Annotated in this window: 19 protein-coding genes; 5 read left to right on the forward strand and 14 right to left on the reverse strand. The window is 42.8% G+C overall.

What is annotated here, in order from left to right; all coding sequences use genetic code 11:
- Positions 1-103 precede the first annotated feature (103 nt).
- From NFS18_RS04605 to NFS18_RS04645, 9 genes are all read right to left on the reverse strand, one after another.
- Complete coding sequence (locus tag NFS18_RS04605; RefSeq protein ID WP_251388408.1) at positions 104-2,008, reverse strand: ABC transporter ATP-binding protein; 1,905 nt, start codon at positions 2,006-2,008, stop codon at positions 104-106.
- A complete protein-coding gene (locus NFS18_RS04610; protein ID WP_251388410.1) occupies positions 2,008-3,759 on the reverse strand; it encodes an ABC transporter ATP-binding protein in 1,752 nt (583 codons plus the stop codon). Before NFS18_RS04610 ends, NFS18_RS04605 begins: the two co-directional genes overlap by 1 nt.
- Before the next feature lie 10 nt (positions 3,760-3,769).
- Complete coding sequence (locus NFS18_RS04615) at positions 3,770-4,243, reverse strand: MarR family winged helix-turn-helix transcriptional regulator (RefSeq protein ID WP_251388413.1); 474 nt, start codon at positions 4,241-4,243, stop codon at positions 3,770-3,772.
- A gap of 193 nt (positions 4,244-4,436) precedes the next feature.
- Positions 4,437-6,488 carry a family 78 glycoside hydrolase catalytic domain gene (locus NFS18_RS04620; protein ID WP_251388415.1) on the reverse strand — a complete coding sequence of 684 codons (2,052 nt, stop codon included), beginning with the start codon at positions 6,486-6,488 and terminating at the stop codon, positions 4,437-4,439.
- Between the two features lie 63 nt (positions 6,489-6,551).
- A complete protein-coding gene (locus NFS18_RS04625) occupies positions 6,552-8,180 on the reverse strand; it encodes a response regulator (protein WP_251388416.1) in 1,629 nt (542 codons plus the stop codon).
- On the reverse strand, positions 8,180-10,063 hold the full coding sequence (locus NFS18_RS04630; protein WP_251388418.1) for a cache domain-containing sensor histidine kinase: 1,884 nt from the start codon (positions 10,061-10,063) through the stop codon (positions 8,180-8,182). The genes NFS18_RS04625 and NFS18_RS04630 overlap by 1 nt, the downstream gene beginning before the upstream one ends.
- Positions 10,060-10,920 carry a carbohydrate ABC transporter permease gene (locus tag NFS18_RS04635; protein WP_251388420.1) on the reverse strand — a complete coding sequence of 287 codons (861 nt, stop codon included), beginning with the start codon at positions 10,918-10,920 and terminating at the stop codon, positions 10,060-10,062. The genes NFS18_RS04630 and NFS18_RS04635 overlap by 4 nt, the downstream gene beginning before the upstream one ends.
- Positions 10,921-10,936: 16 nt before the next feature.
- Positions 10,937-11,878, reverse strand: coding sequence for a carbohydrate ABC transporter permease (locus NFS18_RS04640; protein WP_251388422.1), 942 nt, complete (start codon positions 11,876-11,878; stop codon positions 10,937-10,939).
- 112 nt (positions 11,879-11,990) lie between these two features.
- Positions 11,991-13,379, reverse strand: a complete 1,389-nt coding sequence (locus NFS18_RS04645) for an ABC transporter substrate-binding protein (protein ID WP_251388424.1) — start codon at positions 13,377-13,379, stop codon at positions 11,991-11,993.
- Between the two features lie 298 nt (positions 13,380-13,677).
- On the opposite strand from NFS18_RS04645, the gene NFS18_RS04650 reads away from it, so the two are divergent.
- The 4 genes from NFS18_RS04650 to NFS18_RS04665 all read left to right on the forward strand — a co-directional run bounded on the left by NFS18_RS04650 (position 13,678) and on the right by NFS18_RS04665 (position 18,514).
- Positions 13,678-14,289, forward strand: coding sequence for a YesL family protein (locus NFS18_RS04650; protein WP_251388426.1), 612 nt, complete (start codon positions 13,678-13,680; stop codon positions 14,287-14,289).
- 161 nt (positions 14,290-14,450) lie between these two features.
- Complete coding sequence (locus NFS18_RS04655; protein ID WP_251388428.1) at positions 14,451-15,896, forward strand: nicotinate phosphoribosyltransferase; 1,446 nt, start codon at positions 14,451-14,453, stop codon at positions 15,894-15,896.
- A gap of 70 nt (positions 15,897-15,966) precedes the next feature.
- The gene (locus tag NFS18_RS04660; protein ID WP_251388430.1) at positions 15,967-17,034 is read left to right on the forward strand and encodes a D-alanine--D-alanine ligase family protein; all 1,068 of its coding nucleotides are present in this window, start codon (positions 15,967-15,969) and stop codon (positions 17,032-17,034) included.
- 55 nt (positions 17,035-17,089) lie between these two features.
- The gene (locus tag NFS18_RS04665; RefSeq protein WP_251388433.1) at positions 17,090-18,514 is read left to right on the forward strand and encodes a UDP-N-acetylmuramoyl-tripeptide--D-alanyl-D-alanine ligase; all 1,425 of its coding nucleotides are present in this window, start codon (positions 17,090-17,092) and stop codon (positions 18,512-18,514) included.
- A gap of 145 nt (positions 18,515-18,659) precedes the next feature.
- Here the strand turns inward: NFS18_RS04665 and NFS18_RS04670 are convergent, their stop codons facing one another.
- The gene (locus tag NFS18_RS04670; protein WP_251388435.1) at positions 18,660-21,026 is read right to left on the reverse strand and encodes an ATP-binding cassette domain-containing protein; all 2,367 of its coding nucleotides are present in this window, start codon (positions 21,024-21,026) and stop codon (positions 18,660-18,662) included.
- A gap of 136 nt (positions 21,027-21,162) precedes the next feature.
- A complete protein-coding gene (gene tadA, locus NFS18_RS04675; protein ID WP_251388437.1) occupies positions 21,163-21,630 on the reverse strand; it encodes a tRNA adenosine(34) deaminase TadA in 468 nt (155 codons plus the stop codon).
- A 250-nt stretch (positions 21,631-21,880) separates the two neighbouring features.
- Between tadA and NFS18_RS04680 the strand changes: the two genes are divergently transcribed.
- Positions 21,881-22,918: a DUF6128 domain-containing protein gene (locus tag NFS18_RS04680; protein ID WP_251388439.1), complete on the forward strand. Its 1,038-nt coding sequence runs from the start codon at positions 21,881-21,883 to the stop codon at positions 22,916-22,918.
- Positions 22,919-22,942: 24 nt separating this feature from the next.
- Here NFS18_RS04680 and NFS18_RS04685 read toward each other — a convergent pair whose 3' ends face one another.
- The 3 genes from NFS18_RS04685 to NFS18_RS04695 all read right to left on the reverse strand — a co-directional run bounded on the left by NFS18_RS04685 (position 22,943) and on the right by NFS18_RS04695 (position 26,673).
- Entirely contained in the window at positions 22,943-24,352 is a 1,410-nt protein-coding gene (locus tag NFS18_RS04685; protein ID WP_251388442.1) for a deoxyguanosinetriphosphate triphosphohydrolase, read from the reverse strand.
- 108 nt (positions 24,353-24,460) lie between these two features.
- On the reverse strand, positions 24,461-25,375 hold the full coding sequence (locus NFS18_RS04690) for a hypothetical protein (RefSeq protein ID WP_251388443.1): 915 nt from the start codon (positions 25,373-25,375) through the stop codon (positions 24,461-24,463).
- 467 nt (positions 25,376-25,842) lie between these two features.
- Positions 25,843-26,673: a M15 family metallopeptidase gene (locus NFS18_RS04695; RefSeq protein WP_251388445.1), complete on the reverse strand. Its 831-nt coding sequence runs from the start codon at positions 26,671-26,673 to the stop codon at positions 25,843-25,845.
- Positions 26,674-26,678: the final 5 nt, after the last annotated feature.

Consider the following 26,678-nt stretch of genomic DNA (forward strand, 5'->3'; position numbering starts at 1 on the left):
TCTCTTTATCTTTTATAGCATTTTCATTTTAACATAGAGAATTCAATAAGTAAATAAATGTAATACTGAACTATTACCATCAGTTACAGTTCAGTTACTACCATCACGCTCCAATCGAATTTCCCGTATATAGCTGATAGTATTTTCCTTTTTCCTCTATCAGCTGCTCGTGTGTACCTCTCTCAATAATCCTTCCCTGTTCCAGTACCATAATACAGTCTGAGTTGCGGACTGTAGACAGTCTGTGCGCAATCACAAATGTAGTTCTTCCACGCATCAGTCTGTCCATACTTTCCTGAATGATCCGCTCTGTTCTTGTATCAATGGAACTGGTAGCCTCATCCAGAATCAATACCGGAGGATCAACAACGGCAGCTCTTGCGATCGCCAGAAGCTGTCTCTGTCCCTGACTTAAGTTCGCCCCGTCCCCTGTCAGCATCGTATCATATCCCTGAGGCAGTCTGCGGATAAAACCATCTGCATTTGCCAGTTTGGCTGCTGCCGCAATCTCTTCATCCGTTGCGTCCAGCTTACCGAAGCGGATATTCTCCCGCACGGTTCCGGTGAATAAGTGAGTATCCTGCAATACAATTCCGAGGGAGCGGCGAAGGTCATCTTTCTTAATCTTATTGACGTTGATGCCATCATAACGGATCTTGCCATCCTGAATATCATAAAAACGGTTAATCAAGTTAGTAATTGTTGTCTTTCCCGCTCCTGTCGAGCCCACAAATGCAATCTTCTGTCCCGGCTCCGCATACAGCTTCACATCATGCAGTACAATCTTGTCATCGTTATATCCGAAATCAACTCCGTCAAATACAACATTTCCTTTCAGCTCTACATAATCCACAGAACCATCCGCCTGATGCACATGCTTCCATGCCCAGCGCCCGGTACGCTCAGCGCTTTCTATCAGTTCACCGTTTTCCTCGGCAACATTTACCAGAGTAACATAACCGTCATCTGCCTCCGGCTTCTCATCCATCAGATTGAAGATGCGCTCCGCTCCCGCCATTGCCATTACAATCGCATTGAGCTGCTGGCTGATCTGGTTGATCGGCATGCTGAAACTCTTGTTAAATGTCAAAAAGCTTGCCAGTCCGCCCAAAGTAAATCCCCCGGCTCCGTTCAATGCCAGCACACCGCCCACAATTGCACAGATCACATAGCTGATATTTCCAAGCTGGGCATTGATCGGTCCTAAATAGTTGGCATAAGTGTTCGCACGGTCTGCGCTGATAAACAGCTTATCATTTAAATCTTTAAACTCTTTCTTTGTCTCCTCCTCGTGACAGAAGACCTTAACGACCTTCTGTCCATCCATCATTTCCTCGATAAATCCGTTGACTGCCCCCAGATTCTTCTGCTGCTCCAAAAAATATTTCCCACTCTGTCCCGCTGCTGACTTTGTACAGTAGATCATAACGCCAACCATAACAAGAGTCACAAGCGTCAGCGGAATGTTCAGAATCACCATACTGACAAAGACACTGACAATGGTAAATCCACTGTTAATGACCTGCGGAATACTCTGACTGATCATCTGTCGTAAAGTATCTATATCATTGGTATAAATCGACATGATATCACCATGCGCATGGGTGTCAAAATACTTGATCGGCAGCGTCTCCATATGCTCGAACAACTCATTTCTCAAATTCCGAAGCACCCCTTGGGTTACCTTAACCATAATCCAGTTATACAGATAAACCGATACAACACCAACGACATAGAAAACAGCCACCCGTCCGATCGCCTTTGCAAGGGGTGTAAAGTTGGGTTCATCCGAAGATAATAAAAACGGAGTAATATATTCATCAATCAAGTTCTTCGTAAACATTGTTCCCTGTACATTTGCGATCACTCCCACGAATATAAGGACAAACACAAGCAGACAATGAAGTTTGTACTCACGAAAAACATATTTCATCAGACGTGTCAAAAGCTTCCCCGGATTTTTTACGGCAGACTTCCCACTGCGCATACGCTGTTTCATTCCCGCCATTATGCTTCGCCCCCTTTCTCGTCAAAGTCTCCGCCGCCCTTTGTCTGAGACTCATATACCTCGCGGTAAATCTCATTTGCATCAAGCAGCTCTTTATGTGTTCCAAAACCATTGACCTCTCCCTCGTCCATAACAATGATGCGGTCTGCGTCCTGTACACTGGAAATACGCTGAGCAATAATCAGCTTTGTAGTATCCGGAATTTCCTCCCCAAGCGCCCGCCTTATCTTTGCATCCGTTGCCGTATCCACTGCACTTGTACTGTCATCCAAAATCAATATCTTCGGCTTCTTCAGCAATGCCCTGGCAATACAAAGACGCTGCTTCTGTCCTCCAGATACATTGTTTCCTCCCTGTTCAATATGAGTCTGATATTTCATCGGAAACCGCTCAATAAATTCATCGGCACATGCAAGGCGGCAGGCTTCCATACACTCTTCATCCGTAGCATTTAAATTTCCCCAGCGCAAATTGTCCAGAATACTGCCTGTAAACAAGACATTTTTCTGAAGCACGGCAGACACCTTATCACGCAAAACTTCAATATCATATTCTTTGACATTTCTGCCGCCGACCAGTACTTCTCCCTTCGTCACATCATATAGGCGGCTGATCAGATTGACCAGACTTGTCTTGGCGCTTCCTGTTCCGCCGATGATACCAATGGTCTCTCCAGATTTGATATCCAGATTAATCTGCTTCAAAACAGGTTCTTCACTGTCTTTCTTATAGGAAAACTCCACGTCTTTGAATACAATACTTCCGTCTGCTACTTCCATCACTGGATTTTCCGGATTCTGAATCTCACTCGTTTCATTTAACACCTCAGAAATACGGCGGATGCTGGCGGTACTCATAGAAAGCATAACAAATACCATAGAAAGCATCATCAGGCTCATCAAAATATTCATACAATAAGCCAGCAGACTCATCATCTCTCCCGTTGTCAGTGATTCGACTACAATCATCTTCGCACCGAACCAGCTGATCAGGATAATACAGGTGTATACCGTAATCATCATCAGCGGCGCATTAAAGATAACGTTATTTTCTGCCTTTACAAAAATCCTGTAAATGTTTTCGCTGGCTCTATGAAACTTCTCTGTCTCCTGATCTTCTCTTACATATGCCTTCACTACACGAATCGCTGATACATTTTCCTGAACAGAGGCATTCATTGCATCATACTTCGGAAACGCCTGTTCAAAATATCCCATGGCATGACGGATAATAAAAAATAAAACCGTACCGAGTATCAACACTGCAATCAGATAAATCATAGACAATTGCGCATTGATGCTGAACGCCATGATCATTGCACAGATCATACTGGCCGGAGCCCTCATAAACATACGAAGCGTCATCTGGTATGCCATCTGTACATTAGTTACATCTGTTGTCAGACGGGTCACAAGCCCCGCCGTACTGAACTTATCAATGTTAGCAAAGGAATAGGTCTGAATCCGGCTAAACATTGCCTCTCGTAAGTTCTTTGCAAAACCGGCGGACGCCTTGGCGCCAAATCTTCCTCCTGCCATACCGGCTGCCAGTCCCAATGCAGCAGTCACAAGCATCAGTCCTCCTACCTTATAAATATAGTTCATATCACCGGCATTGACGCCGTCATCAATAATCGATGCCATCAGAAACGGAATTGCGGTTTCCATTAACACCTCCAGAATCATAAATACGGGGGTTGCAATGGATGCCCTCTTATATTCTTTTACTTCTTTTAATAATCTCCTTACCATATAAAATGTGTCACCTCACTGTCTTTCCTTCTGTTCTCCTGTCACTTTCCAGATTCATTCGGATCTGAGCTGCCACCTGTAAAAAAATCTGTAAATCCTGTGGATTCACTCCTTCTGTCATTTTTCGATTCTGACACGTGATCTGCTCTTCTATTTTTCGATGGCTGTCCATTCCTTTTTGTGTCAAAGTTACTTTTTTAAGCCTTGCGTCATGCGCAACAAACTCCCTGTTGATAAATCCTTTCTTTTCCAGAATCTGAATAATCCCTGTCACAGTGGAACGGCCGATTGAAAAATTCTTTTCAATATCTTTTTGAAAAATATCCTGATCCTGATTTTCATAAAGATACCGGAGAATCCAGCCATGCATCAATGTAATTTCGTCAATGCCTTCTTCTTTTACACACATTTCCAGATTTTGTCTCAACACATGATCCAAACGCCGTATTACAAATCCTACACTATTGCATTTTTCTCCTGACACTTCTGTACCTCCCATCACAAGTTACTTTGCATGTATTTATTTTGTTCTTTTAGAAACTGTTTTTAAATGAATTGTTCGTAATCGAACTATTTAACATTTTTTATATTAACACCTTGTGATAATAAATGTCAAGGGAAAACTGTAATGGCTGACCGCCAAAAAAGGTGGAAAGCACATAGCCTTCCACCCTTTTTCAAAGAAATTTCTCGCTTAATTTCATCAGCACCGGAATCGGCGCTGACGCCCATGCATGGCAGAGACTGGTATTCCATTTCTGCTCTTTCCCCCATGCTTCAAAAGCTGTCGTCGCACCTTCCTTAAGCATCTGGTACCACGAATGTTCTGATTGATTAACAATCAACTCATATGCATTCTTTGGTCTTCCCAGACGAAGCAGTGCAAACAAAGCGAAATACGCTGCAAACACACCGCAGCAAAGTCCTTTCTCCATAATAAAATCAGCAATTCTATTTCCTTCCGGTTCCAAACCATAAAATACTGCAAATACATTTGCATGGAAAGAACAATGCATACTGACTGTAGAATCCTTAAACAATCCACACTCCACATCATAAAAACTATCAATAAATGCTGTTTTTAACACTTCGTATTCTGATATTCCTGAAATCCCCAGAATCTCCCGAATTTTTTCCACACATATTTTCATTCCGATATATAAGGCATTGATTACATTGTGGCATCCGTCTCCTACAATTGGCTGAGACAGATCAAAATCGTAATTATCACGAAGATTTTCCGGCCAGTCTACCAGATTCCACTTTGTCTTTACATTTTCAATCAGTCCCTTTTCGTTTCTAAACCTGTCAAAATATTGTTCGATGCCTTCTGCAACAGGCAGCAATTCTTTCAGAAAATCTTTGTCCTTCGTAAATCGATAATACAAAAGAAGCTGATACGGATAAAGCAGCGAAAAGTCGGCTATTTCCTGCATAAAACTTCCCGGAGCTACAGCCATCATTCCCTCGCATATCACTGTAGAATGTGCAAAGTCCATCAATGCTTTACGGAACAACTTTGTATCACCTGTCAGACAGTAAAGCGCGTGCGCCGTTACCGTCAGATCTCCCAGATATTGTCCTTTCTCTCTGCTAGGACAGTCCAAAAATCCTTCCTGAGAGCAATTTCGCACTGCATTTTTACAAATATTCCAAATTCGGTTTATCAGTTCATTTTCCGAATGAAACTGACAGTTGCTGTCGTCAAACGGATAATGCCTGTAATCTGCCCTGTAATCCCACAAACGGATTCCTGTCTCTTCCAATGGTTTTGCCGTCACAACCTGCACATACCTGAAACATTTGTATTCAAATTGTTCCAGCTCCTGTTCACCATCAGACAAAATCCACTTATCTTCATACAGACAGTTACAGCGCATGTCATACCGTACCTGCTCGTCAGTCAAAAGTTCTTCCCCGAACTGTATCGTCACTTCATCCCCCGGCTGCCCGATTGCCTTCATATAAAATGTACCTGTCAGCTCCTCTCCAAAATCCAACAGAACTCCATTAGAAAGCTGCTTCACTGCCGCCGGCCGGCGGTATTCCATTTCTACAACGGAACATGGCTGTTTTATCAAAACATGATCGTCATCTTTACAGATTAGAGCCAGTTTCCAGCCAGAATCATCGTATCCAGCTTCCTTCCAGCCGCATTTTTTTACCCTGTTATCAATAATTTCATCAAACTGAGTCTCATAAGCGATTGTCCTGCTTGCGCCATATTCTTGTGCCTCCGCACATTTCCATTTACCGTCCAAAATCTGCTTTCCATCTACAATTAATTCTGCAATCATACCCTGCCGGTAATCTCCGCTATTATATGCCCGATTTACCAGACCCTGGTAATAGACATGGACCGCGATAATATTTTCTCCTTCCCGGAGATATTCCGTTACATCTACACGATTGTAATAATAGCAGAATGCATACGAATTTGCCGGTCCCTGCGCCACATATCTGCCATTAATATATAATTTATAATAATCATCCGCAGAAATATCCAGTACTGCCTGCTCCAGGCCATCTGTTATCTGTACTTTTTTTCGGAACAACGTGTGATTATTTTTCAATTCCTTTCTGTGTCCGGGAGTAATAAATGTTTCATCCAACTGTTTATGAAGCAGACAAAGCGGCTTTACTTCCTTGAAATTTGGATTGCATATCCACGGGGTTTCCCACTCCTTTTTTTCTGTTATACCGATATCTACTATTTCTTCTTTTTTCATCTCTGCTTCCTCTTTTATATGTTTCGTAACAGATCAGCCTTTTGGTTAATCCGATGCTTTTATTCATTTCTGTCCAAACTGTAATTTAAATTCTGTCGGCGTACAATCATAATACTTTTTAAAGCTGCTTGCAAAATATCTCTGATTGCTATATCCGCACGCCTCTGCGATCTCCTGTACTTTCATATTAGTTTTTAACAACAAATCCCCTGCTCTTTCCATTCTTTTACGAATGACATATTCCATCAGACGCTCGCCTGTTTTCTGTTTAAAGATCTGCCGGACATAAGTCACACTGAAATGCACCTGGGCGGCAATCCACTCCAGTGTCAATTCTTCCATATCTAAATTACATTCAATCAGATTCTTTACATTTTCCACAATGACGTCTGACTGCTGACGGCTGTTATGTTCTTGAAACGGCTTGTGGCACATGCCGAAATAATTCAGTAACAGGCTCTTTATTTCTAGCAGACTGGCATGCTTTAACTGTTCCTTCATCTGTTTTTGAATTTCTTCGTTGCTTCTGTGTTTATCTATCTGAATTCCATTCTGCTCAATCTCATTAAAAATCGCATAAACCAGTTCTTCTGCCGAAATCCCCACAAAGTCTGTCTTTTTCGGGGAAATGGATGCATAAACCTGCATCAACTCATCTAATTGTTCTTTGGAGGCATCTTCGCGTCCCATCCGTACTGACAATAATATCTGCTCTTTTAATTTCTGAATCCGTTTGGAAGAATCCATCAGCTTCTCTTCTGAAATGGTTTCCTTTTCTTCTCCGCAAATAATCAATGTTTTATCCGTTCTTGCCAGCCCTCTCCAAACCTGTAATGTTTCTTCAAAAGAGCAGTGTAATTTCTTCCACTCGTCATATATCCCGCCTACAACACAGATCAGACGTACATCATAATATTTTTCCATGCTTTTCTGCAAATGCGCCATACCATCTTTTACTTTATAAAAAAACTGACGTCTATCCAGCGCCTCTCCTGACAAGATCAAAATCGCGCCGTTTTCTTCAAAGTTCAATCCATGTACCCTGATATCTGTGGGAATACATCCTCCGCTTAATATTGCTGCCAGTTCTCCTATGTTTTCCTGACATCCTAAGTCCCACCTTCCGTTTATCAGATACAAAGGAAGCTTCAAAAGACATACACAATAGTACTTTGCATCTATTTCCAGAACCTCTTTTTCCGGAATCGTTTCACATTTCCCATCCAGAATATCGCGCAATAGACGTTCCTTGACTAATGTCTCATTTACATCGGCCTTTTCCTTAAGAAGCTGCATATTATCAAGCAATACCTGCTGCCGCTCCAGTTCTGCTTTAATTTTATCCAGCACTCCCCCCAGCTCCTGAGGATCAAAAGGTTTCAGCAAATAGTCTGATACCCCCAGTGCGATTGCTTTTCTCGCATAAGAAAATTCATCATATCCACTGACAATAACCGCTTTTACAGGAATATTGCGTCTCCCAGCCTCTTGCAAGAATTCCAGACCATCCATTACAGGCATAGAAATATCTGTCAGTACGATATCTGGTCTGTACTGTTCTGTCATCGAAAGCGCTTCTTTTCCATTTACGGCGCTGCCCACTACTTCCAGATCTGGCTGTGTCCGACTGATATATTTGACCAGCAAATTTCTCATTTCTGATTCATCCTCTGCGATTAATATCTTATACATCAATTCTCCTCCCACTTTCGGATCGGTGCAGAACTATTACATGGTATTGTCAAAATTGCACGTGTCCACTTGCTCTCACAACTCTCATAATATAAACCGTATTCTTCTCCATAGTATAATTTAATTCGCTCATTCACATTAAATATTCCATATCCATCCCTGTTGTCAGTCGTTCCCTCTTCCAGACCTGAATTAATACTCTCCAGTTTTTCGGGAGAGATTCCCGCACCGTTATCTTCTACAGTAAACTGAATCCATTCCCGGCCTTGCGGATCTGACATCTTTTCCCCTCGAATATGAATATAGCTCAATGTTTCCTGCTCTTTGATCCCATGATAAATTGCATTTTCCACCAATGGCTGAAGTACCAGCTTCAATATGGTATACTGATACAATTCCTCTGGTACATTTATCTCATACTGCATTACTTCTGAGTAACGAATTTCTTGAATTGTCAGATAGCTCTTCACATGTTCAATCTCATCCTGAATGGAAATCACTTCGGCGCCCTTGCTTAAGCTGATCCGAAACAACTTACCGAGGGAGTTTGACAGGATACGGATTTCATCTATTCCCTTGTCTGACGCAAGCCATGTGATCGTATTTAATGTATTATACAGAAAATGCGGATTAATCTGTGCCTGCAGGGCGCGCAATTCTGCTTTACGTTTCTGTGTCTGTACTTGTTCCACAAAATCACGTTCCTCTTTCAGAACAGCAATATATTCTTCCTGCTTCCTCATCGACTTCTCAACCTGGTCCGCCATATAGTTAAAGGACCTTGCAAGACTTCCCACCTCATCCTTGTACGGGTAATAATACCGTGCTTCTAATTCTCCGTTTCTCATACGATTCATCTGCACGGCAAGGCGCTGCAAAGAAGAAGTCATCTGACGGGATAGAAAAGCCACCAGGATCAGACACAAACCGATCATTGCAACAGACAGCAGCAGCACAAGTCTGCGCAGTCTCCCTACACTGTTCAGTAAATCTGCCTTTGACTTCAATATATAAATCTGCCAGTCATTGATATCTACAACACCTTTGTACATCAGATAGTCTTCTCCATTGTATTGAATATCCCCACCGTAACTTGCATTTTTCTTGTCTGTATTCTGCCATTCTAGTTTCTTTAAATCAGATTCTCTTATACTGTATGTTCCTGCAATATAATTTCCCTGACTGTCCGTAATAAGTATTTCACCAAGCACCGGAGAATTCCCTGCCAGCTCTTCCAGCAAAACATTCTGATCCAGTTGGATAATCAGAAAGGCATACGCCCCTTCTCCTGTACCAATCGAAAATCTTCTGACATAAGGAATTACTTGTGCATTCCCCTGGAAAATCTCGTCCTGCATCGCCGGCATCCACTGGATTGCCTTTACCGAAGAATCTTTATAAACACATTTGAATGCAGATTCTTCAAAGTCAAAATCCCAGTTTCTTACTCTTGTGTAATCATCCCAACTGCCTTTATTTGTATACAGAAACACTGAATGCACCAGCGGCTCCGCCAGACTAATATCCTTCATCCAAGATGCTGCTTCTCCACTTAACGCTGCTTCTTTTCTTGTAGTCGGCGCTTTCACATAATCGCTCAGTGGCTGCATAAATGAACTGTTTGTCAACGCTGCAAACGCTCTTCTATTAACGGCTTCAAGCCTGGTGTCCAGCGTATTTTCCAACTGGCCCACCAGGCTTTCCGCATTCGCTCTGAAGTTATCCACAATTTCTTCTTCCGCAAACTGAAAATATAAAATTCCCGTAATACACAACAACCCTGTACATACAACCGCAAACATTAATGTCATCCTTTTACGGAAACTGATATTCCTTATTTTTCTCATAAGCATATGATGTACTCCCGGTTTCTTATTTTTCATCCCTTCACTGCTCCCGCTGTCAGCCCTGCAATAAACTGTTTGTTACAAAGCAGATATACAATCAAAATCGGAATAATTGCGATGGATGCTCCCGCCAGCATAATATGCCATTCCGCCGCCGCATTAACAGAATATTTCAACTGTACTACAGCAACTGTTAATGTCTGCAGATCTGGATTTGTGATCGTCATGATCAACGTTGTAATATAATCATTCCATGTATTGCGGAATACGAACAATGCTACAACCGCCAGAATCGGCTTCATTACAGGAAGAATAATTCGTCCGAACACTCCATAAATCGTACATCCGTCAATAATTGCCGCCTCATCCAGCTCTTTTGGAATACCTCTTACAAAGCCCATAACAAGAAGCACATTGACTGCCTGCCCTCCTGTCAGTGCAATAATCAGTCCAATCATACTTTTACTAAGTCCCACGTCCTGTAAAAACTGATAAATCGGATACAATGTTACAGAACCAAGGCTGATAAACATCATTGATGTATACAATGCAAGAAGCAATTTTTTACCGGCAAAATTTCTTCTTGCTAAAACAAATCCGGCAAGCGCACATGTTCCAACTGCCAGTACAGTTGTTGAAACTGCGAGAATAACGCTGTTTCCTGTATATTTCACAAAATCTGCCTGCACAAACGCCTGATAATAGTTCTTGAACTGCCATTCTTCTGGAAAAAATGCACCTCCTGCTGTCAATTCGGCATTTGTTTTCAGAGAACCGAATACAGTATAGATAATCGGGTAAAGTGTAAATACGATCATAATTGCCAGAAAGAGGATCGCACACACTTTTCCTGCTTTTGCAGATAGCTTCTTATTCTTTACACCTGTTTCCATTGCATACCCTCCCTCATTAATAAATATCATCTAATTTCTTTGACAGTCTCAGATAAATAATCGTCACAATCCCCGCAATTGCTGCCGAAACAACACTGACAGCTGCACCGTATCCATACTGTGGAATTACAGAGCTTGATGCTGAAACCGGGAAGAAATATTTATATCCATACAAAGCCATTACCATTGTAGAATTGTTCGGTCCTCCCTCTGTCAATACCATAACATTTGTAATATCATTAAATGCTGATGTAATAGATAACATCAAAATTATCTTAAGAATCGGTCCCATCATGGGAATTGTCACATACCACAATGTCTGAATCTTATTCGCCCCGTCAATTCTGGCGCTTTCCAGTGCATCCTGCGCCACCTGCTGCAATCCGGCAATAAAATATACCATATAGTTACCGACACCGCCCCAGATAGCTGTAATGATCAACGTCTTCATTGCGTGATCCTTTCCCAGCCAGTTGACAGGTGTATCAATTATTCCTATACTCATCAGATATTGATTAATTTCTCCGTTATAAGCATTGAACAGCAAATAGAATACCAGTCCCATAACTGCAGAGCTCATAATAGTCGGTAAAAATACCATACTCTGGGCAATTCCATTAAACTTAGTCTGCTTATTCAGAAGCAGCGCCAGGAAAAACGCCAGCGGAATGATAATCAATACTTTTCCGAATCCGTATACAAATGTATTGGCAACACTCTGCCAGTATACTTCATCGTGAAATACACGGATCAGGTTGTCCAGCCCTACCCATTTCGGAGCAGCTGTTCCTATCCCTCCGTATTGGTAGAACACATACTTTAATGTCCATATAACAGGATAAATGGAGCATAACAGGAACAGCAGCAGATTAGGCAGCAAAAAGGAGTAAGACTCCAGATTACGTTTTATCATCTTTTTCCTATATCCCACACTCATCTTTGTTTTTTCCTTTTTCATAAGGCATTGTCCTTTCTCTCACTCCCATGAAACACTGTCAAACTGTTAAGAGGAAAGAAGAATCTTGCTTCTTCCCTCTATCATTTCAAGTCTGTCCTTTTTCAAATACTTTTTATGGATTCAGCGGATCGTATCCGGCAATTTTAACTTCTGTTCCGATTCCGTCTTCTATTCCCTGCTGATAAGCCTTATTATAACGCTCTGTCAAATCTGCCAGAGTACTTTCCATCTCAGCATCTCCATAGTAAATGGATTCAAATGTCTTATAATAATCTTCGCCTTCTACTATCACAGCCTGTTCATTTTTTTCCTGCGGTGTCAGCGGAAGTACACCGTCAATATCCTGCATCTGCAGCCACTCTTTATTTGCAATTTCTTCATTCAGCTGTGCTTTTTCCTGAATAGTAGGAATAATACTTACGCCATAACCGTTTTCGTAATAGCCTGTCAGGAAGTCTTCTGTTGTAAAGATATCTTTGTATACCTTAAATGCAAGTTCTGCATTCTCACTCTTTGCGTTAACCAGATAAGCTGATGTAAACTTGATATTCTGCTTTCCTTTTTCCTCACCAGACACTGTCGGAATCGGAGCAGCATCCCACTTATCAGAATCCATCGGGAACTGATCTTTGTATACACCTGGTTCCGAATGTGTCCAGGACATATACATACCTATTTTACCATTCGCAAACTGTGTTCTCAGCGGATCAATATCCAAAGCTTCACATCCCGGGAAAGCACACTCTTCTGAAAGAAGTTCTTTCCAGTATCCAAGTACTTCACTGTAAGTGCTAAAATCATATTCACCCTTTGTGAAATCATATCCTTTTTTGATTCCATTCTCACGTTCCATCTGCATGTCCAGTGTTCTTTCAAGTGCAGAAGAAGCGCTCTTCATATGCTGTGCATATCCATAAATACCCTCACCTGAAAGTTCCGAAGTAATCAGCTTCGCATCCTCTACCATTTCTTTCATTGTAGTTGGAGGCGCATCGATTCCCACCTTTTCAAAAATCTCTTTATTGTAAATCAGGCGTCCTGTTGTTCCGCATGTGGGAATGTAATATAATTTTCCGTCAATTTCATTAATTCCTTCATATACCTCATCTTTGAAATATTCCTTCATGTCGTTATCCATATATTCATACAGGTCTAACCACTGCCCCTGATTTACATATTTGTTATAAACCTGATCGTTTAATGTCAGAATATCCGGCAGTTCTCCGCTCTGAACTGCCAAGTCCACTGCCTGGTCAAAGTTGTCTGTATAGAGCTGGTATTCAACCTGTACGTTATCTGTATTTGTTTCATTATAAACATCTACCTTTTCCTGAATGTAATTTGCGTCATGTCTGTCTTTTGTCCATATTGTGATCACTGTTTTATCTCCGGATGCATCATTTCCCTCTTTTGTTTCTTTTTGGTCAGAACCACCGCATCCTGCAAGCATTGTCATTGTCATTGCACTAATCAAAAGTAATGACACTAATTTCTTTTTCATTATAAAATCCTCCTCTTTTTTGCCTTTTGTCCTGCGCGCATTTTTTTGTTGTATTTATCATACTTGCTTTCTTTTTGTTCGTAAATCCAAAATCCGTTGTTGGAATGTTCAAAAAATGACACCATATGACATTACATGTTTCAAATCTGCCGCTGATGTTTGATATCTGTCACCCCCGATACTGTACTGGTCCATTTTTTTGCAACTTTTTTAACATAGCAGTGTACATTTATATCTTTTATAGTATAATTTACTACAGACACAAAATAGTTAACCATATAAAAAGGAGATTTTATATATGAATTTATTTAATTTAGACAATCCTCTCATGCAGTTTCTGGGCAAACTGGCTGACTTATTTATTCTGAATATTTTATATTTAATATGCTGCATTCCAATCGTGACCATCGGTGCAGCAACTACCGCTTTATATACAGTAACATTAAAAGCTGCTAAAAATGAAGAAAGTTATATTACACGCAGTTTTTTCAGAGCTTTTAAAAGCAATTTTAAAATCGGTACACTGACATGGCTGATCGTACTGACAGCAGGAATCGTCCTATGGCTGGATCTTCAGATCATTCCAAATATATCTGGTCAGATCAGACAAGTTCTGCAAATCCTGGTCTTGATGATCGCCTTGTTATACCTGATTACAGCGCTGTATCTATTTCCGTATATTGCCCGATTTGAAAATACCGTGATTGGTTCCATAAAAAATGCCTTTTTAATGGCTGTCATACATTTACCTTATACAATGCTGCTTGCTGCTATTACGATTCTTGCTTTTATGGCAACCTTATATATTGATTTCAGGATCATCGGCTTTTTATGGATAGTGATCGGTTTTTCCGGGCTGGCATATATTAATTCTATTTTCTTCCGGAAGATATTTGTAAAGTTTGAATAACCAGCCGGAGTTCCTGTTCCAAGTTTGAATAATATTTTACTTTTACTCAGAATGTGTTATAATCACAAAGAAAAAATGTGTTAATAACGTTCGGGAACGACCGCCCTTAGGAGCCATTGCTCCCCTACGCTGACCAGGCAAATGTGAAAGGACAAACGATTATGAGTACACCAAATCTGACCTTATTAACCGACCTGTACGAACTCACCATGATGCAGGGATATTTCGAGACCCAGGAAAATGAAACTGTGGTCTTTGATGTTTTTTTCCGTGATAACCCGAATAAAAACGGCTATTCCATTATGGCGGGTCTGGAGCAGATCATCCAGTACATTAAGAATCTGAATTTCTCTTACGAGGATGTCGATTATCTGCGGGGACTCGGTATTTTCAGTGAGGACTTCCTTCACTATTTAAGCGGATTCCACTTCAGCGGTGATATCTACGCTATTGAAGAAGGAAGCGTCATTTTCCCGAAAGAACCTCTGATCAAGGTTGTTGCTCCAATTATGGAAGCACAGCTTGTAGAAACAGCAATTTTAAATATTATCAATCACCAGTGTCTGATCGCTACCAAAGCAGCCCGCGTTGTATATGCAGCAGAGGGAGACGGTATCATGGAGTTCGGACTTCGCCGGGCACAGGGACCCGATGCCGGGTTGTACGGCGCCCGCGCAGCTATAATCGGCGGATGTGTAGGAACCTCCAATGTACTAGCCGGACAGATGTTTGACGTTCCGGTTATGGGAACGCATGCGCACAGCTGGATTATGAGCTTTAAAGACGAATACACCGCATTTAAGGCATATGCAAAATTATATCCGAATGCCTGTACATTGCTGGTAGATACATACGACACACTAAAATCCGGTGTGCCAAACGCAATCCGCGTATTTAAGGAAATGCGTGAAGAAGGTATCACGCCCAAATCCTATGGTATCCGTCTGGATAGCGGCGACTTGGCTTATCTTTCTAAAAAAGCCAGAAAGATGTTAGATGAAGCAGGCTTTGAAGATGCTGTAATTGCTGCCTCCAATGACTTGGATGAATTCTTGATCCACGACCTAAAAGTACAGGGCGCCAAGATCACCTCATGGGGCGTGGGAACTCATCTGATCACCTCTAAGGACTGCCCGTCCTTCGGCGGCGTATACAAGCTTGCGGCAATTAAGAGCGAAACGGGAGAATTTATCCCGAAGATTAAGCTTTCTGAAAATACAGAAAAGATTACGAATCCGGGTAATAAAACTATTTACCGTGTATATGATAAAGAGACAGGTAAATTGCGCGCCGATTTAATCTGTTTTGCAGATGAGACGTTTGACGAGTCTGAAGACCTGCTGCTCTTTGACCCTAATGCCACATGGAAAAAGACTCATTTGGAGGGTGGAAGTTACTATATGAAAGATTTGCTGAAGCCAGTCTTTGTTCACGGTGAGTGTGTTTACAATTCTCCATCTGTAAAAGAGATTGCTTCATTCTGCAAACAGGAAAAATCAACACTCTGGGATGAGACAATGCGTCTGTTCAATCCGCATAAGGTATATGTGGATTTATCTCAGAAATTATATGATACAAAACAAGCTCTTTTGAATGAGCTTAGTTAATAAGAGTGTTACTGTTCACATCCTACGGGTGCTCCAGTAACATAAGAATAACAACAGGAGTAATAAGATTATGAAGATTATTGTATTAGCCGGAGGACTGAGTACCGAACGCGATGTATCTCTGTCCTCCAGCGCCGGGATCTGCCGTACACTGCTGGAGAAAGGACATGATGCTTTCCTTCTTGACGTGTTCATGGGATTTCCTTATAATGCCGACAAATTAGAAGAAGTATTCGCACTGCCGGATCATGGTCTGGACATTGTAAAAAACATTACCACAGAAGAACCTGATCTTGATGCAATCCGTGCCTCCCGTCCGGATCAGTCCGGCTGTTTCCTCGGTCCAAATGTTATCGAGCTCTGCCGCATGGCAGATATTACTTTCCTCGGTCTTCACGGCGGGGAGGGTGAGAACGGTAAACTGCAGGCAACCTTCGACCTGCTGGGAATCCGCTATACTGGACCAGATTCATTAGGCTGTGCTGTCGCCATGGATAAAGGGCTGACAAAGCACATTTTCATGCAGGCGGGCGTAGACACCCCGAAAGGTACCTGCATTCATAAAAATAAGAATAAAAAAGCTCTTGCAGACTTAGGGCTTGAACTTCCGGTTGTTGTAAAGCCTTGCTCAGGCGGTTCCAGCATCGGGGTCTATATTGCCCATACACAGGAAGAATATGAAAATGCATTAGAAAAGTCTTTCCGTTATGAAGATGAAGTTGTCATTGAAGAATACATCAAAGGACGTGAGTTTGCCTGTGGTATTATTGATGGCAAAGCCCTACCGCCGATTGAGATCATCCCGAAGACAGGATTCTTTGATTATGCCAATAAATATCAGGACGGCGCAACCGAAGAGGTTTGCCCGGCTGACATTCCGCAAGATGTAACTGAAAAAATGCAGGCGCTGACCGTCCGTGCATTCCATGCTTTAAAACTGAATGTATACAGCCGCGCTGATTTTCTTCTGGATGACAAGGGCAATTTGTATTGCCTGGAAGTCAACACACTTCCGGGAATGACTGCCGCAAGTCTGATGCCGAAAGAGGCGAATGCCGCCGGAATTGAATACGGCGATCTGTGTGAGCTGATTATTCAGAAGTCTCTGGAAGCACGATATGTTACAGTTCATGCCTAACCGGCTCTGAACTGCAACGCATCCAGCCCATTGAAAAGTATAAGGATTTGAAAATATGAAAAACATGACATTAAAAGCAATCACTGCCGCCTGCGGCGGAACTTATTTCGGAGATGAAGCATCTGCGGAGAAAGAGGTTTCCAGCGTTGTTATTGACAGCCGCAAGGTAGAAAAGGACTCTCTTTTCGTTGCCATCTGCGGCGCACGGGTTGACGGACATAACTTTATCTGGCAGACCATTGACGCAGGTGCTCTCTGCGCCCTTTCCGAGAAGAATCTGGGGGATGTTTCCTTCCCGTATATTCTCGTAGAATCCTGTACACAGGCTTTGAGAGATCTTGCAGAGCACTATCGCAGAAGCCTCGATATCAAAGTCGTTGGAATCACCGGAAGTGTAGGGAAAACGAGTACAAAGGAAATGATTGCTTCCGTACTTGAGCAGAAATATAACGTTTTGAAAACTGCGGGGAACTTCAATAATGAAATTGGTGTTCCACTGACTATTTTTAATATCCGTGAAGAACATGAAATCGCTGTTCTGGAAATGGGAATTAATCACTTTGGCGAAATGACCCGGCTGACGAAGATGGCCCGTCCGGATATCTGTGTTATTACGAATATCGGGGTTGCACACATGGAGCTTCTCGGTTCCCGTGACGGAATTTTAAAAGCTAAAACCGAGATATTCCAGTACATGAATCCAGAAGGTACGATCATCCTTAACGGTGATGATGACAAGCTGATCACTTGTGTCCCTGAAAATGGTATAAAGCCCATTTACTTTGGTCTGCAAGACAGCACAAGTTATCATGCAGAACAGATTGAGAGCAAAGGATTACGGGGAACAGACGCCACATTTATTACACCAAAATCCAAGTTTACCGCACATATCTCCATTCCCGGAGAGCACATGGTGCATAATGCACTGGCAGGAATCGCTGTCGGCTATGCGCTGGGTATGAATGATGATGAAATTAAAACTGGAATTGAAGCGTTAAAACCACTCGCCGGACGCAATCACTTAATTGAAACAGATACTTATACTATCATCGACGACTGCTATAACGCCAACCCGATTTCTATGAAGGCTTCTATTGATGTTCTGGCAAATGCCGGTACCCAAAACAGTCCGCCGGACTGTCTTACCGCATGCACGGCTGCAAGAACAGTTGCCATCCTGGGCGATATGGGAGAACTTGGCGCACAGGAAAAAGAAATGCATTACGACGTGGGATCCCATACCGCCAAAGCCGGAATCAATGCCCTCGTCTGTATCGGAACATTATCCGCAGAGATTGCCCGAGGCGCAGCTGAAACCACAGATATCTCCTCCAAAAATAGGATTGAGCTTTATCACTATGAGGATAAAACAGCATTTTTTGCTAATATGGACAACATATTGCAGAAAGGCGATACTATTCTTGTAAAGGCGTCCCATGCAATGGGATTTGAAGAGATTGTAGAAAAGCTTAAAAAATAATACATGACGAATACAAAACACCGGAGATTGCCTTACCATAAAAGGCTGTCTCCGGTAGTATTTTCTTTTGCACTGCTTTTCGATTATCTTCATCCATCTGATTCATGGAAGAGAAAACGGAAAAATGCTTATAATCCCATCTATTTTATCTTTTATCCCTGTCAATAAACTCCAGACTAAGCACACACACCGCCGCATACAGCACTGTAAACAATACCAGATATCCCCAACGTCTCAACACCAGATCTTTTTCATAACTGTAAATCTTCCGGTAAGTATAATCATGCAGGAAATCCTGAAGAGCCTCCTCTACTGACTCTTGGGCAGTCTCTATCACTTCTTCCGGCAGAAAAGTCTCCAGTGTCTCAAAAATCTCCATCTTCCCAATCATATCCAATTCTGAATCTAATAATTCCAATGGCAGCTCATTCAAATTTGCCTCAATACAGAGCACACGCTGACCCCATTTACTGATCGTCAAGTTGGAAATGCTCTTTGCAAATCCGGTCAGCGGAAAAATAGAACCAGAGAAAATCAGCTGCACGATCAGGATAAACGGCATGATCGTCATTGCCATCGTTGTATTCCGTACTACAGATGATATTGCCAGTCCCAGTATATCCGAGCTGTACACCACAAGAAAAAATGTCACAAACAAGTCAATATAAAAGTTCCCGGAAACAAGTCCCTCCTTAGGGAAATTTGTAAAAATTCCGTAGATAAATACCATCAGCAATGCCTGTATAAAACAGATTGCCGCCTGACAGATCATGTGTGCCGCCACATAAGAGGTGATGTGAAGACCTGTTCTGTGCTCCCGCTTAATAATCTGACGTTCCCGGCATACAATCTGAATAGAGTTGAAAATTCCGATCCAGATACAGGAAGAGATAATCGCAAAGAAACTCGTCCTTGTGCTTTCTTTTAGTTCAAACATACTGCCGCCGAATACCGCCGCCAGTCCTTCGCCGCCCTCATCCGGACGGTTAATTCTGCGGATCACATCCTCCAGCGTATCTGTTCCAAAGAAATGCTTTGCCTCGTCTACAGTTCCGTAAAATGCCAGATGCCTGATATTATCCTCTGCACTCTTTGCCAGCACGATTACCTTGTCAAACAAATCCGCACCCCTGTCCGGAGAATGGGTAATGACAAGCACCATCTTTTTCTGGTTGGCGATTCCTCTCAGATTCTCCATCAGATCACGTGCCATCACACTGTCTAATCCCGAGTCCGGTTCATCTAAAAAGAACAATGTAGGATCTGCAATAAACTCTACTGCAATACTCAAACGTTTTCTCTGTCCGCCCGACAGCTTAGATACCAAAGATTCTTTTTCCCGTTCCAATCCGAAGACAGACAGCACTTCTTCAATCCGCGCTTTTCTCGTTTCCTCTGTTGTCCTTTGCGGCATCTTCATTTCCGCAGCATTCTCCAGGGTACCATATACAGTATCCTCCAGCCGAAGCAGATCCTGCTGGGGCACAAAACCGATCTCATATTTCATCTGATTATAATTTTCATAAATATCAATATCGCCTTCCATAATCTTGCCCTGAGCTTTTTCATAGCCCATAACTGCATTGATGAAGGTCGTCTTGCCCGCACCTGAACCGCCGAGAACCAGTACCATTTCTCCCGGATTAATGGTAAGGTCAATATCCTGCAGAAGTACTTTCTTGCGGAACAGATTCCACACACTTCTTTCCTCAATGTGAATTACCAGACATTTTTCGGATGTTTCCATATGATTGTAGAAAATCGTATCATGCTGGTATAAGAACAGTGCATGCCCGATATTGATCATATCCAATGCTGTCAGCTTCCGACGCCCCTCTACCTTGATATGATTCACATACACACCGAACCGTGTACTGTGATCTTCCACATACCAAAAGCCTACCTCTTTGAAAAGAGTTGCATAATGACCGGGCAGCTCTGCCAGATTCTCTGAAACCTCATCTCTGCCCTCTGTCAGTTCCGCATGACGGCTGATATGCATCTTCACTTTACCATCCTGCAGCCCTATTGTACGCCACTCGATATTCTCCGCATAATGACCATGAAAAATGAATACAACTGCCTGTTCATGGCTGTTCCCTTCTTCGGGTCTGTCTATACGGATCACATCTTCATGATTCAGACTTAAAACCAGCATTCCTTCTTCCGGAAATTTGAGCTGTTTTCCATTATACCAGAATAACTCTGCCCCCTTTTCAACAACCAGCTTCCAACCATCTTCTTTCCTCTGGATAGAACAAGATACCTGGGTCAACAGTGCAGATGAAACTATAATCTGCCCTGTTGACGGCATATTCGGAATCCCCGCAGCCCAAAAGCCGTTATCCGTATCGCCGCATATTATATGTACACCTGCAATTTCCGCATCCACTGTACTGCCGAGGAGATACTGTTGCTTCTCCAGTCTCATCGGTACTGGCCGCTTCTCCCGAATACAGCCGACTAGCATTGCTCCATTGTATTTTTCCTTTTTCTCTTCTCTGTTTCCCATATGTACTCCACTCCCTGGCATTATCCTACACGCCCAAACTCTTGCAAATTAATTTCCTATTTATTATATTAAGATAACCGACCATCCGAGTGTTTTATTTTTTGGTAATTTTTCTCATCTTTCAGTAAAACTTGTTTTATTTTTTCTTTCTTTTCTCCCTCAGCTCCCTGAAAAACTGCTTCATCATTTCACTGCACTCCGTTTCCAGAACCCCCGTTGTCAGCTCCGCCTGATGATTAAATTCGGGCATGTCAAGCAGATTCAGGATTGAGCCGGCGCACCCAGCTTTCGGATTCATACAGCCAACCACTACCCGTTTTATGCGTGCCTGCACAATTGCCCCTGAACACATCTGACAGGGCTCAAGCGTCACATACAGCGTACAGTCCTCCAGCCGCCAGTCATCCATCTTCCTGCTGGCTTTTTTAATTGCCTGAAGCTCAGCATGTGCCAGCGTGTTTTTATCTATAGTGCGCCGATTATATCCACGCCCGATGATCTTCCCATCATACACGATCACACATCCAATAGGCACTTCCTCAAGCGCATATGCTTTCTTCGCCTGTTTAATTGCCTCTCGCATATATTTTTCATCTAGCTCCATACTTGATTACTCCCTTCAATATCTGTTTTCCAGTTCTTTTTCTCTCTATTCTGAATACATTAGAATAAAAAGATTACTCTTCACGGTGCCTTGCACATTGCTGCAAGGCATCCGGTCGGCAAAACAACGGTTACAGTCATCCTCCCCTTCGCCGTCAGGCAACTTTTCAATGGAGTGGATGCGTTACAGTTCGCAGCCGGTTAGACCGTGAACTGTAACATAAAAGACAAGACCGGAGGTACTTATCCCCATGGACATTGGTATTTACTATCTCTATGAACATAAAAATCATCAAAAACTTCGCAACACCGGATTTATGAAAATCACAAGACAAGAACACACCTGTTTTCTGCAGCTGAATGCCCGGAGTCTTCCTGTAACAAAGCAGGATACCGCAGAACTATCTGCTTTTTATATGGAAAATGATTCGGCAAATGCCGTTCATTTATCGAGCATTTCCTGTGGAAATCAAACAATTTCCGGAAAAGTTGCCGCAGCCGAAACCCTTTTTCCAAATCAGTATACCCTGAAGCAGATTGACGGTTTCTTTCTTACCCTCCCTCATGGAGAAATCCTGTCTGCAACTGCGCCAAATACCAAATTTGACACTCGAAAAATTACATTTTTATCCGGTAAAGAAATGACTGAGACTGTTGAACCTGAATCCCAGGCAGAAACATTATCCGAAACTCCTGAATCTCAGGCAAAAGTACACACTGACACGCCTGAATCTGAACCCCTGACAGAAACGCCATCTGAAATTTCTGAATCTCAGACGGAAACATCATCCGAAACTTCTGAATCTCAGGCAGAAACATCATCCGAAACTCCTGAAGTTCAGGCGGAAACATCATCCGAAACTCCTGAAGTTCAGGCGGAAACATCATCCGAAACTCCTGAAGTTCAGGCGGAAACACCATCTGAAGCTCAGACAGAAGCTCACGCCGACACACCCAAATCTGAACTTCAGAGATCCTCAGAACCGCAAAGCTCCGCCCGGAAAATCCAGCGCAGTGAGCTCTCCTCCCTGCCGCGCCGTCACTGGAACCTTGCCAACAACAGCTTCCTGCTTCACGGCTATTATAATTATAACCACCTCCTTCTAGTGGAAGAAGATGGTCATTACTGGCTGGGTGTTCCAGGAATCTATGAACCGAGAGAGTCCCGGGCAGCCGAACTATTCGGCTTTTCACAGTTCACAGATTCCTACAATCAACAGCTTGCATTAGCTGAAGATGAATGCACCAATTACGGTCGATTTGGCTACTGGTGCCGCTATCTGAAATAATCTTGCGGATTGCCGAAATGCACACTACAAAATTGCTTTCATTTCCTGATACAGACGCTTTGCATAACTATCGGTCATACCGCACACGAAATCTGTCACAAGCAGCAGGCGGAGATACAGCTTCTCCGCTTCGCTTTTTCCTTCCGCCTGTAAACGATAGACGCTGCGGTAATTATCGGAAATAAAGGAGATCAGCCTTCTGTCAATGGTTCCAAGGGGCACATCAGTATCGTAATATAATACTGCACCAATAAACTTATCCATCAGAAAATCTATCATCGATGATTCAATAATTTCCATCTTATAAATATCCTGCGAACAGAACACTTCTTTATATGCCATAGAACCGAGCAGTTCCATCAGTTGTTCTCCATAAGTTCCATAAAACAAATCCTGCTTATATGTCCCTCCCATAATTGCATCATAGTTAGATGTAAACCCAAATGTCGCACAGTTGATTAAAAATCCCTGTATCTGCACAATCCAGTTCTTCACCGCATAATCCTCCGGGTTACGAACACCTCTCTCTTTACCTCTCGCATAAAGAGATTGTAGCTTTTCCAACGGATTAATACCCTCTTCTCCATAACAAAGCGTCAACTCGTACAATGCATCCGCCAGCATCTGATAAGAAATATATCCCTTCACATAAGCGTCCTCAATATCTGCTGTCTTATATGCCAGATCATCGGCTGCTTCCAGAATATAGGTCAGCGGATGACGGTTCTTTCCAGCTCCTGTTTCCCTGACAATATCCTCGAAAATCTTCCGGTCAGCATAATAATAGCCCATCTTTTTATCTTTAATATTTCCTGTTGTCAAATCAATCTCCGTCGATGCTGCCGGATATTTTATAATCGTATTTAATAATGCATAGGTCAGATTCATGCCATTCTCATCCACCAGATAATGCAGCTTCGTTACCAGCCGAAGCGCCTGTGCATTTCCTTCAAAGTGATAAAAATCTTCCCGCATCTGTTCTGTCAAAATGTCCGCCACAGGAGTTCCCCTGAACATTAGTTTCTTCAAATTGCACTCAAACCATTCCCGGATTTCCACTTCACCAAAATGCCCGAAGGGAGGATTCCCGATATCATGAATCAATCCCGCACATTCCAGCACATGGCAGATATCCTCTTTCATCTGTGGAGTAAACCCAGACACTTTCCGATACTTTAGTATATTTTCCCCGATATTCTGTCCCAAAGATTTCCCAAGAGAAGACACCTCCAGCGAATGGGTCAGTCTTGTCCTGATAAAATCACTTTTGTCCAGAGGAAATACCTGTGTCTTATCCTGCAGACGCCGAAATGACGCACTTCCAATAATCCGGTGATAATCCTTTTCAAATTCACTTCTCATATCTGCCGACTTACGGGCGCCGGAAATACTCCCGCGCGCCCGCTTTGTTGACAGTAACTTATCCCATTCCATATATTTTCTCCTATGAAATCAACCGTTACTTTTCCTATAATCCTATACCCATCCGGGCATCCCATAATTCATGCCTGCGGCGGGCGGACTTTGTCCGATAATGTATACTTAATCCAGATAAATCGGCGGTTCATATTCCTTTCCAAGCAACGCCTTCTTCCGCTCCTGGTATCCAAGGAATGCCCACTCCGTCATATCCGTCCACTGATGTAATTTGCGGTCATACACTTGTACATAACCGATCCTGGTGGGGTGCATACGCACACTGTTCGTCTGATATTCACGACCTGTATATGGATTCATCTCACCCACACTCAAATCTTCTTCCATGTCGTTATACTTGATTACCGGTTCAAAGTCTTCTGAATCCGGTGTAATCACTTCTCTCGCCGGCTTCCTCCTCTCTGCCCCTGGTTTCTCGAACTTTTTCACTTCATTTCCCCGGTGGCCTCTCCGAAGGAAAATACCGCCTGTATGAAGCCCCTCCTTCTCTTCATCTGCCAAGAACCCCTCTGTCTGTTCCGCCACAGCCCTTGCCGCCTGTGTCTTATCAGATGCTACCGTAACTTCCTCCAGTTCTTTTAGCTCCTCATGAATCTCATATAGCTCACCAATTGTCATATCACGCTCATCTTCTGGCATCTTTTCCGGCGATATATTTGAAATACCGTCCTTTCCATCTGGTTCTTCGTCAAATTTCAGTCTATGCTGGTATCCTTCTTCATCTTCAGCTTTTATCTTTCCATGACTCTTCTGCGTACCCGCCCCCATATATTCCATCATCTTCTCATCCTCTGCCGAATCTGCCGGGAAGATACTCAGCCGAAATGGACAATCTAAAATAGCCGCGATCATGCGCATATCTTTCTCCTGGAAATTATCTCTTCCAAGACGCTGTGTCAAGTTCTGACGGGACATTGCCATCCCCGTACGTTCCTGGATCAGCCCCGCCAGCTCTTTAATCGTCATATTTTTGCGGCTTAATATAATCTTAACTTGTTCTCCAAATGATAGCCCTTCCATAAAAAATCCTCCTTATCATATGTATTTAGTTACAGTTCACGGCCTAACCGGCCGCGAACTGTAACGCATAAAGCCCATTGAAAAGTCGCCTGACGGCGAGGGGCTGGATGCCTAAAACCACAGCTTTATTGACCGGATGCCTTGCAGCGAGGTGCAAGACACCGTGAACAGTAACTGTATTCATACTTTCATTGTCTATAGAAACTATTTCATTTCTTCATAAATCAATCATTTTCCTTTCATCATTTTATCAAATAGATTTTCAAATGTAAAGAGACCAGACTCATTTCCTTGTCTGATCTCTTAAAAGTGGTTACTGTTCACACGGCGCCTTGCACTGCGCTGCAAGGTGTCCGCCAATGAAGTGATGACAGCGATATATCCAGCCCCTCGCCGAAGGCGACTTAAAATGGGCTGGATACTGTTACTGGAGCACCCGTAGGGTGTGAACTGTAACGCATAAAGCCCTATTTTCCAAGATATTCTTCTAATGTTACACCCTTTTCAGTAATATCCTTTGCCGCTTCCTTTCCTACATAACGGTAATGCCACGGCTCATAAATAATCCCCGTAATGTCTGACTTATCCGGTGGATACCGAAGAATAAATCCATACTTCCAACAATTCTCTGCCAGCCATTTTGCTTCCGCCGTTCCAGCCTGACGCTCATCCAGCTCAGTAAACTCTGCAGAAGTAATATCGAGTGCAAGTCCTGTTGCATGTTCACTTGTTCCCGGAATCGCAACTGACTTAGCAGTCTCTTCATAAGCATCCAGAGGTGCATATCCATTGGATATCCACTGAACCATTGTTTCGTTAAATACCTGCCTCTGATATCCATAATCTCTATATGCAGAGCAGATATATGGATTCAGTCCTGCCGCTCTTGCATCAGAAAGCATTTGCTGCAAATCTGCTGCAATCCGCTCATCTACCAGCTTATCCTGCTCAATCTCCACAAGCTTTGGAACGTAATCCTTTGCAAGTGGATAGAAGCTGTTTACCAGAGTCAGTTTCCACTTATCCTTCTCGGATACCAAAGATTCTGCATTCAATTTTGCCACCTCAACAGTATCTATCACCTGTACTTCCACATTACCCGGCACGGCATTTTCCTGTTTTGCATTCTGTGCTTCCCTCTCCCGGCTATCCTTTTTACCATTTCCAAAAACTCCGCCAATCCAGAATGCAATTCCCCCTCCGATTACCAGTCCCAGTACAAGCCCTGTGACCCAAATCCGCTTCATCCTCAGCTCGATTTTGCGTCTATCCATCCACTGTTCTCTATTTACACTCATATCTT

Origin of the sequence: Mediterraneibacter agrestimuris (assembly GCF_943193195.1) — a bacterium.
Taxonomy (GTDB): domain Bacteria; phylum Bacillota; class Clostridia; order Lachnospirales; family Lachnospiraceae; genus Schaedlerella; species Schaedlerella agrestimuris.

Bases quoted from the DNA above. Each gene is read 5' to 3' on its own strand.
- NFS18_RS04605 (WP_251388408.1), bottom strand. From the start codon at position 2,008: ATGGCGGGAATGAAACAGCGTATGCGCAGTGGGAAGTCTGCCGTAAAA.
- NFS18_RS04610 (WP_251388410.1), bottom strand. From the start codon at position 3,759: ATGGTAAGGAGATTATTAAAAGAAGTAAAAGAATATAAGAGGGCATCC.
- NFS18_RS04620 (WP_251388415.1), bottom strand. From the start codon at position 6,488: ATGAAAAAAGAAGAAATAGTAGATATCGGTATAACAGAAAAAAAGGAG.
- NFS18_RS04625 (WP_251388416.1), bottom strand. From the start codon at position 8,180: ATGTATAAGATATTAATCGCAGAGGATGAATCAGAAATGAGAAATTTG.
- NFS18_RS04630 (WP_251388418.1), bottom strand. From the start codon at position 10,063: ATGAAAAATAAGAAACCGGGAGTACATCATATGCTTATGAGAAAAATA.
- NFS18_RS04635 (WP_251388420.1), bottom strand. From the start codon at position 10,920: ATGGAAACAGGTGTAAAGAATAAGAAGCTATCTGCAAAAGCAGGAAAA.
- NFS18_RS04640 (WP_251388422.1), bottom strand. From the start codon at position 11,878: ATGAAAAAGGAAAAAACAAAGATGAGTGTGGGATATAGGAAAAAGATG.
- NFS18_RS04645 (WP_251388424.1), bottom strand. From the start codon at position 13,379: ATGAAAAAGAAATTAGTGTCATTACTTTTGATTAGTGCAATGACAATG.
- NFS18_RS04650 (WP_251388426.1), top strand. From the start codon at position 13,678: ATGAATTTATTTAATTTAGACAATCCTCTCATGCAGTTTCTGGGCAAA.
- NFS18_RS04655 (WP_251388428.1), top strand. From the start codon at position 14,451: ATGAGTACACCAAATCTGACCTTATTAACCGACCTGTACGAACTCACC.
- NFS18_RS04660 (WP_251388430.1), top strand. From the start codon at position 15,967: ATGAAGATTATTGTATTAGCCGGAGGACTGAGTACCGAACGCGATGTA.
- NFS18_RS04665 (WP_251388433.1), top strand. From the start codon at position 17,090: ATGAAAAACATGACATTAAAAGCAATCACTGCCGCCTGCGGCGGAACT.
- NFS18_RS04670 (WP_251388435.1), bottom strand. From the start codon at position 21,026: ATGGGAAACAGAGAAGAGAAAAAGGAAAAATACAATGGAGCAATGCTA.
- tadA (WP_251388437.1), bottom strand. From the start codon at position 21,630: ATGGAGCTAGATGAAAAATATATGCGAGAGGCAATTAAACAGGCGAAG.
- NFS18_RS04680 (WP_251388439.1), top strand. From the start codon at position 21,881: ATGGACATTGGTATTTACTATCTCTATGAACATAAAAATCATCAAAAA.
- NFS18_RS04685 (WP_251388442.1), bottom strand. From the start codon at position 24,352: ATGGAATGGGATAAGTTACTGTCAACAAAGCGGGCGCGCGGGAGTATT.
- NFS18_RS04690 (WP_251388443.1), bottom strand. From the start codon at position 25,375: ATGGAAGGGCTATCATTTGGAGAACAAGTTAAGATTATATTAAGCCGC.
- NFS18_RS04695 (WP_251388445.1), bottom strand. From the start codon at position 26,673: ATGAGTGTAAATAGAGAACAGTGGATGGATAGACGCAAAATCGAGCTG.